Consider the following 11,769-nt stretch of genomic DNA (forward strand, 5'->3'; position numbering starts at 1 on the left):
AAAAACATGCAAAAAGTTCGTAAAATAGTATCAGCAGCAGTGGAAACCACCCCTTTTCTACTTAGTAATTTGATTACGATAATTCCTTATTTTATGTATATTCATTTGTTAAACGGCCGACAAGTTATATCTGTCTTACCGTTCGTTTTATTTTATACTTTTCGTATGACAGGGATATTTTTATTAAAAGGGTTGAAGGAAACAATTGAAAAATATACGCTAATGATAGTTGCGCTACTAATCGGTAGTTTAGGCAGTATTTTTAGTTTGCTAGGAGAAGTTTATCCAACATTTTATTTAATCGGAGGAATTGGCTTAGGACTTTGTGCCGCTTGGTTGCCACCAGCCAATGTCAGTGTCCATTTTTATGAGAAAAAACAGGGTCAGGCGAAGATGCCTAACTGGCAATATTTATTGGTATTGCTATTATTAATTCCTTTGTTCTGGGGACTGACATTGCCATTAAGTAAGCAAATGTTGATTGTTCCAGCAATATTGACAATTTATTTTATTGCTGCTTATTATGGGATTCGTCGCCATCCTGATTATCAACTGGATTTTAAACATCTGTCACGGCAAATGTTTTCTCTTAGAGAATTTATTTATTTTGCGCTATTTTTTGTCATTTTATTTCTATTACGCAGTGGGCGATTAATGTTCAATGAATTTTATTTAAATATCGCGATTTTGGGGTTTACGCTGCTTTTTCTAACGCTTATTTTCAGTTTACAACGCAAGTATCAGCAGTGGGTATTGCCCCTTTGGCAAAATCTTATAACCTTTCTCAATGGAATCTTTGGTAATTTTATTATATTGTTTGGTTCATTTTACGTATCCGCTGTTTATGGTCGAGCGCAATTGGTTTATATGTTGTTTATTCCTTATGCGGTCGGTATGATTTTGGCTAGTTTGTTTGGTGAAAAAGTTCGGCGTAAGACAAATAAATCATTGCATAGTCAGTTGTTTGGTTTAGGAATCGGCTTATTATTAATGCTTATCCCGAGTTTCTTTTCATTAGGGATTTTTGTACTGACTTTCTTTCAAAAAAGTATCAATCAGTGGTTGAATCAACTTTACGATGAGAGCGATAAGATTCCAGCTAGTCGAAAATTTACGGCAAAATACGCTACTGCAAATTTAGGCAGTATTTTTCATCAATTTATGATGATGGTAGGCATGACTTTGGTGCTGTATTTACGCCATGATCCGTTACAAAGTATTCTATTGTATCAACAACAGCCAGTGGATTTTGTAGCTGTGATGACAATTATCAAACAAGTTTCAATTATTTGCTTGTTAATTGCTTTAATAATAGTGGAAAGGATTGAAAAACATGCGGTTAATCATTGATGGTGACGGTTCACCAGTTAAAGATACGACCATCGAAATTGCTGAAAAATATCATTTACCGGTGGTAATTGTCACTAGTATCGATCATTACTCCACCAAAGAATATCCTGATTTTGTTACCTTCGTGTATGTTGATCGAGGACAAGATTCAGCTGATTTCAAAATCGTTTCAGTCATCCAGTCACCAGATATATTGATTACGCAAGATTATGGCTTGGCTTCATTAACTATCAGTAAAGCTTTTGCCGTCTTGCATCAATCAGGGATGCGCTACACCAAAATGAATATCGATTCTTTATTGGAGCAGCGATTTTACGGCGCACAAATGCGAAAAGCGAATAAGCGTACAAAAGGGCCAAAAGCCTATACTGAAGAAGATCGACAAATTTTTCGAACAAATTTAGAAAAAATAATTCTAGAAAATGAAAGTCACTAGCTTAATTTAAAAAGGGAAAATCCTTACTAGCGCTAAGCAGACACGAAAAGTAACGAAGATAAGCAAAAAAAATTTATAGTCTAAGGTGATTTTGTGCTAAAATAGACAGGATCGAAAAAGTAATGGAGGATATGTTTTGAAAATAGTATTACTATACGGAGGAAAAAGTCCGGAACATGATGTGGCAATCTTATCTGCTTTTTCTGTAATTTCAGCAATTTATTTTGATTATTATCAAGTGCAACTGGTGTATATCTCCCGTGAGGGTCAATGGATCAAAGGACCGTTACTTACGGAGGCTCCTACAACAGATCAAACTTTACGTTTGTCTTGGGATCCTTCTGGTAATGAAACGATTGGCTTTAGCGGAAAATTAATCGCACCTGGCGATATCAAAGAAGAAGATGCGATTGTCTTTCCAGTTTTACATGGACCAAACGGTGAAGACGGTACGATTCAAGGTTTCCTAGAAACAATTGATATGCCTTATGTCGGAGCCGGTGTCATGACTAGTGCCAATGCCATGGATAAAATTATGACTAAATACATTTTACAAGCTGCTGGCATTCCACAAGTTCCATTTGTTCCTGTTTTAAAAAATCAATGGAAAGAAAATCCTAAGCAAGTGTTTGATAAGTGTGAAGGTACTTTGTTGTATCCAATGTTTATTAAGCCAGCTAACATGGGTTCTTCGGTAGGTATTACCAAAGCAGAAAATCGGGAAGACTTACAAAACGCTTTAGAAGAAGCTTACCGATTTGATTCACGGGCATTAGTTGAACAAGGTATTGATGCGCGAGAAATTGAAATTGCGATTTTAGGTAATGATGATGTTCGCACGACTGCACCTGGTGAAATTGTTAAAGAGGTCGCTTTCTATGATTACAACGCGAAATACATTGACAATAAAATCGAAATGGTTATCCCAGCTGATGTGCCAGCTGAGGTGGTTGAGTCTACCCAAAAATATGGTAAATTAGCCTACACTATGTTAGGTGGTAGTGGTTTATCTCGCTGTGATTTCTTTTTAACAAATAAAAATGAACTCTTTTTGAACGAATTAAATACGATGCCTGGATTCACTGAATTTAGTATGTATCCTTCTTTATGGGAGAATATGGGACTAAAATATGGTGATTTAGTTGAAGAATTGATTCAATTAGGTTTAAAACGCTATCGACAAAAAGCGAATTTCGAATAAAAAGTTGGCAGTTGTTTTTTTAACAATTGCCAATTTTATACATAAGAATAAGTCAAAAGGCAAATGGTTTAATCGCTTTGAGCGGTTGTTTTAGGAGGACAAGCATGAATTTTACAGTCAAGATTGTGGCGACGGCTGTTTTAGGTGAATTAGTCGGTGACGAAGAAACTAGAGTAACTGGAGCAGAGTTTGATTCGCGAAAGATCACTCAAGGAAATTTATTTGTCCCGTTGCAAGGAACAAATGACGGTCATGATTTCGTCGATAAGGCGATTGAAAATGGTGCTAGTGCCGTTTTATGGAGTAAAGATGCCAGTTTAGCGCCATCAGAAATTGCTGTTATCTTAGTAGAAGATGTGTTGAAGGCTTTTCAGTCGTTAGCTAGTTATTATTTATTGGAAGAAAATCCTGATGTGATTGGAATTACCGGTTCAAATGGTAAAACAACCACCAAAGATATGACCGCAGCTGTTTTGAGCCAAAAATATCAGACGTATAAAACTCAAGGAAACTATAATAATAATATTGGTTTGCCTTACACTATTTTGCATATGCCTGAAGGAACCGAAAAATTAATATTAGAAATGGGCATGGATCATGCTGGCGAGATTGATATTCTTTCTGAGTTGGCCCAACCAGACGTTGCGGCAATCACGATGATTGGTGAAGCCCACATCGAAAATTTAGGTTCTCGTGAAGCAATTGCAGAAGCAAAATTAGAGATTGTCCACGGTTTAATCGATGATGGCTTGTTAGTCATTCCTGCAGAAGATGCCTTATTGAGTACCCGAGTAGAAAATTTTGTCCAAAAAGTTGAAACTTTTGGGATTGGAGCTGGTGACCTTTCAGCAAACATTGTCGAAGAAACAAAAAATCACACTGTTTTTGAAGTTGATCAAGCTACCTATCAAATTCCGATGCCTGGTAGTTACAATGTCAAAAATGCGTTAATCGCACTTGCTATTGGACGCTGGTACGGACTAGCTGCTGAAGAAATTAGCCGTGGTTTAGCTTTAGTAGAAATCACTCAAAATCGGACTCAATGGTTGAAGGCGACAAATGGTGCGGATATTTTATCGGACGTTTACAATGCGAATCCAACTGCAATGGGCTTGGTTTTAGATACATTTAGTAAATTACCAACAAATGGTCGAAGAATAGCTGTTTTAGCTGATATGTTGGAATTAGGACCAGATACCAATCAATTACATGCTGAAATGGCGAATCATATTAATGAAGCGTATCAAGTACTTTATTTATATGGTGCTGAGATGATTCATTTAAAAAACCGTTTGGCTCAAACTCAGCCTAGCTTAACCGTGCATTATTTTACTAAAGAACAAAAGGCTGAAATGATTGCCCAAATTTTACAGGATTTACAGCCAGAAGATAGCATTGTTTTAAAAGGTAGTAACGGCATGGGGTTGTTAGAAGTGATTACAGCTTTGTAAAATAATAGTGTAAACTTGCAGAAAGCGAGAATTTGTGCTAATATTTTATAGCCGAAAGATGAAGTGATAATTATCATTCAAATAAATTTTTTGGAGTGAGATGACTAACTTGTTGTCTCACTCCAATTGTTTGCAAGATAGATTTGTAGATAAAAAGGTGGAACAAACTCAGTTGTCCTGCCTAGTTGACTTCTAGCGATTTTTCGGTGGTATCACAAGGAATTGACTGATGGGACCAGTCAGTGCGTTGGTTAGATACGACAAATACGCTGAAAAAAAGAGTCAAAATTATTAGGAGGATTTATATTTGAAATTTACAGAATTACAGTTACCAGATACGTTACTAAAAGCGATTGAGCGCGCTGGCTTTGAGGAAGCAACACCGATTCAAGCCCAAACCATTCCATTGGCTTTAGATGGCCGTGATGTAATCGGTCAAGCCCAAACAGGAACTGGTAAAACAGCTGCTTTTGGTTTACCAATGTTAACTAAAATCGATGCCAGTCGTCAAGAATTACAAGGATTAGTGATTGCTCCAACTCGTGAGTTGGCTATCCAAACACAAGAAGAATTATTCCGTTTAGGTCGCGACAAAAAAATTAAAGTGCAAGCTGTTTACGGTGGTGCTGATATTGGTCGCCAAATTCGTGGCTTGAAAGATCGTCCACATATTGTTGTGGGTACACCAGGTCGGATGCTTGACCATATCAAACGTCATACGCTAAAACTTGAAACTGTTGAAACATTAGTTTTAGATGAAGCTGACGAAATGCTAAACATGGGCTTTTTAGAAGACATCGAAAGCATTATTAGTAAAGTCCCAGCGACACGCCAAACCTTATTGTTCTCAGCTACAATGCCTGATGCAATTAAAAAAATCGGCGTGAAGTTTATGAAAGACCCAGAACACGTAAAAATCAAAGCCAAAGAAATGACAGCTGACTTAATTGATCAATATTACGTACGGGCAAAAGATTATGAAAAATTTGACATCATGACTCGTTTATTTGATGTTCAAACACCTGAATTAGCCATTGTTTTTGGCCGGACAAAACGTCGTGTAGATGAATTGGCACGTGGTTTAGAAGCTCGTGGTTACCGTGCTGAAGGTATCCATGGTGATTTATCACAACAAAAACGGATGAGCGTTTTACGTTCATTTAAAAATGGAAACTTAGATATTTTAGTGGCAACTGATGTGGCTGCCCGCGGATTAGATATCTCAGGTGTGACACACGTTTATAACTATGATATTCCTCAAGATCCAGAAAGTTATGTTCACCGCATTGGTCGGACTGGTCGTGCTGGTAAAGGTGGGATGTCAGTAACTTTCGTAACACCAAACGAAATGAGTTACTTACATGTTATCGAAAACTTAACGAAAAAACGCATGACAGCTTTACGTCCACCAACTGAAAAAGAAGCATTCAAAGGTCAATTAGGTGCAGCGATTGAAGAAATTGAAAAACAAATGGAAGAAAAGCATAATGATTTAGAAAAATATGCCGACTCTGCCAAAGATTTGTTAGCTACTTATTCACCAGAAGAATTAACTGAATTGCTACTTAAAGTGATGGCTAAAGATCCATCCGATGCTGTTCCAGTTAAAATTACACCAGAACGTCCATTACCAGCCAATAAAAAAGGCGGTGGTGGAAACTATCGTGGCAAACGCAACAATAGTGGTGGTAATCGTAACCGCGGTGGCGGCAGTGGTGGTGGCAACAAAGAAAACTACCGTAAAGATCGCAAAGATGGTTTCAAAGACCGCGATCGCAAAAATAAAAATTATTCAAATCGCAAACCTAAAAGCAACAATAATCGTCCCAACGATAAAAAACGTGGCTTTGTGATTCGAACAAATAACGATTAATCAAGAAGCTGTGCCATTTATTTGGCACAGTTTTTTTTATATAAGTGACACTTTTGTCATAAGTTCAGATTAATTTTGCTAGGAGATTTAATTTGAGGTAAAATGAAACATAGTATTTTAAAGAGTTTTTATGACAGACTAGTGATAACCAGTTAGAAAGGTTAGAATAAATGATTAAAGGTATTGGTATTGATGCTGTCGAATTAGCAAGAATTGAAAAAATTATTGAACGACGGCCGCATTTTATTTCACGAATTTTAACACCAGGAGAAATCGAATTATTTGATGCCCACATTAAACAACGCCAAGTTGAATTTCTGGCCGGTCGTTATGCTTGTAAAGAAGCTTTTTCAAAAGCTTGGGGAACAGGGATTGGTGAAATCAGTTTTCAAGATTTAGAAATTTTAAGAAATCAAAAAGGCTCCCCGATCTTTACTAAATCTCCCCATCCTTTGGATCAAGTCTTTGTGACGTTGACTCATACTGAAGAGATTGCGATTGCGCAAGTTTTATTGGAGAGATAGAAAGAAGGTCAAACAATATGGTAGTCACCTATCATCGGCCAACACGGGCAATTATTCACCGTAAGGCAATTTTTGAAAATATAAAAAAAGAAGTCAAACGATTACCAGCAGGAACCGAGATGTTTGCGGTAGTTAAAGCCAATGGCTACGGACACGGTGCGGTTCCAGTGGCTCAGTCAGCACTGGCAGCTGGCGCGGCAGGTTTTTGTGTCGCAACTTTAGATGAGGCAATTGAATTAAGAGAATCGGGCATTATTGAACCGATCTTAATTTTAAGTGTAGTTTTTCCTAGTTATTTATCGGTGGTTTTAGATTACGATCTATCGATTACCGTAGCGACTAAAGAATGGTTAGTGGATGCTCAAGATATATTAGAAACTTTTGGTGAAAACCATCCTGTTAAAATACATCTAAAAGTTGATAGCGGCATGGGAAGAATTGGTTTTCGTGAAGAGCCTGATTTAAAAGAAGCCATCGACTTGCTAGAATCTTCTGATAAAATGGAATGGGAAGGTATTTTTACTCATTTTGCGACTGCTGATGAAGTTGATCAAAGCTATTTAAAAAAACAAGCCAGTCGTTTTAAAACAATGCTAGAAAATTTAACAAAAATGCCTCGTTACATCCACGCTAGTAACAGTGCCACCACTTTATGGCATGAGGATGAAATGTTGGGTAATGTCATTCGCTATGGGGTAGCAATGTATGGATTAAATCCTTCTGGTGATGTTTTAACGGAACCTTATCATTTGAATCCAGCTTTAGAATTAATTTCTGAAGTGATTCAAGTCAAAGAGTTACCAAAAGATGAAGGTATCGGTTATGGTAAAACATATACGACAAAAGAAAGTGAATGGATTGGTACAGTTCCAATTGGATATGCCGATGGTTGGGTCCGCAAAATGCAAGGATTTTCATTGTTGGTAGATGGTCAAGCTTGCGAAATTGTCGGTCGGGTGTGTATGGATCAATTAATGATTCGTTTGCCAAAGAAATATCCAGTGGGTACAAAAGTAACGTTAATTGGTAAAAATGGCGGTAAAGAAATTACCATGCAACAAGTTGCCGATTATTTAGAAACGATTCATTACGAGGTTGCTTGTCTGCTTTCAGAACGTGTACCGAGGATGTATCGAGAATAGGGGGTTAGGGTTAATGGTTAAACGCGGCGACATTTATTTTGCTGACTTGTCTCCAGTAGTCGGTTCAGAGCAAGGCGGCATTCGTCCAGTATTAGTTATTCAAAATAATTTAGGCAATCATTTTAGTCCGACAATTATTGTCGCGGCAATTACTGCAAAAATGGCTAAACCAAAATTGCCAACACATATCGGCATTGAATCGGATGGTACAGGCATTGAAAGAGATTCAGTCATCTTATTAGAGCAGATTCGGACAATTGATAAATGTCGATTGAAGGAAAAAGTATGTCACTTGGAAAAAGAAGTGATGGAAGAAGTCGATGCAGCATTAAGAATCAGTGTCGGTATTGAAACAATGACAGTTTTACCATAAGAATATATACATAGTTTAAAATAGTGAGATAAAGGAGGGTTTATGTGAAAAATTTATTGAAAACTTCAGCTCAGCGACGCATTTCAATTATTGGTATTTTACGAGATTTTCATGATTGGCAAGATCCTAATCTACTGGCAAATTTATTAGATTGTACACCGAAAACGATTTTGACTGACGTCGATGCGATTAATAGTGATTGGGGCGACAAAATCGGGATTGAATATTCTAAAGCAAAAGGCATTCGTTTGGACAGTACGATGCAAAATAAGATTCGCCCATTGGCCCATGATATCATGGAGGAATCTGAAAGTTTCCAATTTTTAGAAAAAGTATACTTTGAACCGGAACAAGATGCTGAATACTGGATGCGAGAACTATTCGTCAGTGAAGCGACTTTTTATCGAATGATTCGCCAAATTGATGATGTTTTAGAAAAACGAGATTTGGTATTGGAACGCAAACCATTTCGCATTACTGCTAAAGATGAGCGTTGGGTCCGAATTTTTTACACACAAGTTTTTATTGAAAAATATGGCTTGGATAAATTTCCTTTTGACCTAGATATGCTGAAAGTTCTAGATTTTGTTACGGCAGCAAGCGAGACTTTTAATGTGCATTTAAGTGATCGCAAAAAAATGGAGTATGGATTCTTGGCAGCCGTTGGAATTATTCGAACAGCACAAGGCTTTTATAATCAAAACAAAGAAGTATTCACCGATGAAGTAATGTCAGCACTAGAACCACTACGTCCTTTAGCCGAAGCAGCGATCGCAGATTCTCGTTATCATACTGACGATAATTGGTATACAGAGGTCAGCCACTCACTCTTTTTAGATTACTTTATCACTTGTCACGATGGTGGCAGTATGAAAAAAGATGCAGATGCTTTTGTTAATCAATTAGTCGAATTTTTTGGCACACCAATTAGTGAACAAAGCCGCACGAAAATTGTGCAAAGCTTTGCTCAGATAAAGCGCTCTTACGATATATATCCCCATAGTCGAATGATTTTATTTAATGACGATGCTTTCTTTTCAAGAACCGCACAAAACTATTATCCTCACTTTTCAAAATTGGTTCAGCAGTTACTGAGTGACTTAGAAAAAAATACCATTTTTCCATGGTTCACTAGTTTTTATTTTAAAATTTTACGGGTCGTCTTTACCGATTGGGGAGAATTGACCCATCATCTAGATGTTTATGCTACCAAAGCCAAAATTTTAGTGGTTAGCGATTCTGGTAATGAACATGGGCAAATGGTGATGGAATTAATCAAAAGCCGTTTTTATTATCGGGTAGAGCTAAATTTATATGAAGGTTCTGTTTGGGAATTTGCGGAAGAATTGGCAAAAGCTGAAAAATACGATTTAGTTGTTACAAATTTTGTAGTGAAGGATTATCCTTATGAAAATAGCTTGATGGTAGATGATTTTTTAACAGAAGTTGACTTTGAGCAGATTAATGAAGTGATTAAACAGGTGAAATAGCAACAATATTAAAACCGATTATCAATATTATTTAACACTGTAACAAATGGAAATTGATCATAGTCAGAAACCATAAAAATAAAAGGCTTTACAAACATCGAACTGTTTGTAAAGTCTTTTATTTATTCTGCGGGTAATATAACTTCGATATCATTTTCTAAGCAAGCTTTTTCAAGATCTAACGGTAATTTTGCATCGGTTATCAAGACATCTATTTGATTTAATGTTAAAGCTTCACAAAAGAAAGCTGTTGAAAATTTTGAACTATCTACTAATAAAATCGTTTTTGCTGTTTTTTTGTGGAAACTCTTTTTGACTAACGCTTCTGACTCAGTCAAATCGGTGATGCCATGAGTATTTATTCCTTTGCAAGATAAAAAGAGTAAGTCGGCATTGTGTTCTTCAATATATCTTAAAGCGTGATAGCCATTTACACTGGATCTTTTAGAATAGACTTCACCACCCGTTGAAAAAATTCGATTATTGGTTTCTTCAGATAACATGTGAGCAGTCAACAATCCGTTAGTTACAATGGTGAGATTATTGAAATAGCTTAATTTTTGCGCTAAGTAAAAGCAAGTGCTGCTGGAATCTAAGAAAATAATTTGATTTTCAGAAATATAATCCAGTGCCAGTGCAGCGACGATTGCTTTTTTGTCGCCATTATCTAAATTGGTGACGGAAATAGGCCGTTCAAGATGGGCATCTTTTACATAAAAAGCACCTCCGTTGACTCGCTCGACATCTCCTCTTTTTTCTAACTGAGTTAGATCTCTCCGAATAGTTGCTTCACTGGAAAAAAATTGTTTGGCTAAGGAAGAAACAGTTTGAAATTTCTTTTTCGCTAAAACGTCTAGTATTTCTTCTTGTCTTTTGTGTAATTTCATCCGCTAGACCTCTTTTTAAACTATTATCCCAAACCACTTGTTCAATATCAATCAAATAAGCAAATAAAAATGCTCGAATAGCAACTTTACGGGAGGATATTGTTTATATGTTTGCAAAGGATATACTTTATTTGTAAATAAAATTTTGGAGGTAGATACGATGCTTTATACGATGAAAGACTTATTAAAGGTGGCAAAGGAGAATAAATTTGCCGTTCCAGCATTTAATATCAGCAGTTTTGATATTTTAAAATCGATTATTGAAACGGCTGAAGAAACAAATTCTCCGGTGATTTTAGAAATTCATCCGTTGGAGATTGATTATGTTGGCGATAATTTTGTTTCAGTAGTTCAAGAATATGCTTTAAGAAGTCAAGTTCCTGTGGTTATTCATTTAGATCATGGTGCTGATATAGAAAATGTGACACGAGCAATTAAAAATGGTTATACATCTGTGATGATTGATGCTTCCCATGATTCACTTGAAGACAATATTGCAATTACGAAAAAAGTTGTTGAGATGGCGCATTCAGTTAATGTTTCAGTAGAAGCTGAAATTGGAACGATCGGAAATAATGGTAGCTCTGAAGGTGGCAGTTCTGAAATTATTTATACTGATCCAGAACAAGCAATTTATTTTGTGAAAGAAACTGGCATCGATACATTAGCGGTAGCAATAGGGACGGCCCATGGTTTATATCCAAAAGACGTAACGCCAAAATTAAATATTCAATTGTTAAAAGAACTAAATCAAAAACTGGATATTCCATTTGTTTTACATGGTGGATCAGGAAACCCTGACGCAGAAGTTTCTGAATCAGTGAAATACGGGGTTGCAAAAGTAAATATTTCTAGCGACGTCAAAAGTGCTTTCTTTGCTGAATTAAGTAAACAGTTGGTAGAGAATCCAGATGTTTATGAACCATTTGAGGTTTATACTTCTGCCAATGAAGCAGCTAAAAAAGTTGTGAAACATAAATTTACGGTGATGAATACAATTGGTGCAGCAAAATATTATAAATAATCTATGGAGAAGTCTTTT

Annotated in this window: 11 protein-coding genes; 10 read left to right on the top strand and 1 reads right to left on the bottom strand. The window is 36.5% G+C overall.

All coding sequences use genetic code 11. The features are described 5' to 3' along the window. Positions 1 to 6 precede the first annotated feature (6 nt). The 9 genes from ID741_RS05985 (at position 7) to ID741_RS06025 (ending at position 9,840) form a co-directional block, all read left to right on the top strand. Complete coding sequence (locus ID741_RS05985) at positions 7 to 1,350, top strand: hypothetical protein (protein ID WP_438719407.1); 1,344 nt, start codon at positions 7 to 9, stop codon at positions 1,348 to 1,350. After that, positions 1,334 to 1,786, top strand: a complete 453-nt coding sequence (locus ID741_RS05990) for a YaiI/YqxD family protein (protein ID WP_218326477.1) — start codon at positions 1,334 to 1,336, stop codon at positions 1,784 to 1,786. Before ID741_RS05985 ends, ID741_RS05990 begins: the two co-directional genes overlap by 17 nt. 136 nt (positions 1,787 to 1,922) lie before the next feature. Beyond that, positions 1,923 to 2,987: a D-alanine--D-alanine ligase gene (locus tag ID741_RS05995; RefSeq protein ID WP_218326476.1), complete on the top strand. Its 1,065-nt coding sequence runs from the start codon at positions 1,923 to 1,925 to the stop codon at positions 2,985 to 2,987. A 104-nt stretch (positions 2,988 to 3,091) separates the two neighbouring features. Then, the gene (locus ID741_RS06000; protein ID WP_438719408.1) at positions 3,092 to 4,438 is read left to right on the top strand and encodes a UDP-N-acetylmuramoyl-tripeptide--D-alanyl-D-alanine ligase; all 1,347 of its coding nucleotides are present in this window, start codon (positions 3,092 to 3,094) and stop codon (positions 4,436 to 4,438) included. Positions 4,439 to 4,745: 307 nt separating this feature from the next. After that, the gene (gene cshA / locus ID741_RS06005) at positions 4,746 to 6,311 is read left to right on the top strand and encodes a degradosome RNA helicase CshA (protein ID WP_438719409.1); all 1,566 of its coding nucleotides are present in this window, start codon (positions 4,746 to 4,748) and stop codon (positions 6,309 to 6,311) included. Between the two features lie 170 nt (positions 6,312 to 6,481). Continuing rightward, positions 6,482 to 6,835 (top strand): holo-ACP synthase, encoded by a 354-nt coding sequence (gene acpS, locus ID741_RS06010; RefSeq protein WP_218326471.1) that lies wholly within the window; start codon positions 6,482 to 6,484, stop codon positions 6,833 to 6,835. Positions 6,836 to 6,852: 17 nt separating this feature from the next. Beyond that, positions 6,853 to 7,977: an alanine racemase gene (alr, locus tag ID741_RS06015; RefSeq protein ID WP_438719410.1), complete on the top strand. Its 1,125-nt coding sequence runs from the start codon at positions 6,853 to 6,855 to the stop codon at positions 7,975 to 7,977. Positions 7,978 to 7,990: 13 nt separating this feature from the next. Continuing rightward, positions 7,991 to 8,350: a type II toxin-antitoxin system PemK/MazF family toxin gene (locus tag ID741_RS06020; protein ID WP_218326468.1), complete on the top strand. Its 360-nt coding sequence runs from the start codon at positions 7,991 to 7,993 to the stop codon at positions 8,348 to 8,350. Positions 8,351 to 8,394: 44 nt separating this feature from the next. Continuing rightward, positions 8,395 to 9,840: a helix-turn-helix domain-containing protein gene (locus ID741_RS06025; RefSeq protein WP_438719411.1), complete on the top strand. Its 1,446-nt coding sequence runs from the start codon at positions 8,395 to 8,397 to the stop codon at positions 9,838 to 9,840. 122 nt (positions 9,841 to 9,962) lie between these two features. Here ID741_RS06025 and ID741_RS06030 read toward each other — a convergent pair whose 3' ends face one another. Next, positions 9,963 to 10,727, bottom strand: a complete 765-nt coding sequence (locus ID741_RS06030; RefSeq protein ID WP_218326465.1) for a DeoR/GlpR family DNA-binding transcription regulator — start codon at positions 10,725 to 10,727, stop codon at positions 9,963 to 9,965. A 160-nt stretch (positions 10,728 to 10,887) separates the two neighbouring features. On the opposite strand from ID741_RS06030, the gene ID741_RS06035 reads away from it, so the two are divergent. After that, positions 10,888 to 11,751, top strand: coding sequence for a ketose-bisphosphate aldolase (locus tag ID741_RS06035; RefSeq protein ID WP_218326464.1), 864 nt, complete (start codon positions 10,888 to 10,890; stop codon positions 11,749 to 11,751). Positions 11,752 to 11,769 lie beyond the last annotated feature (18 nt).

It is taken from the genome of Enterococcus sp. AZ103, from assembly GCF_051714685.1.
Lineage (GTDB): Bacteria > Bacillota > Bacilli > Lactobacillales > Enterococcaceae > Enterococcus_A > Enterococcus_A alishanensis.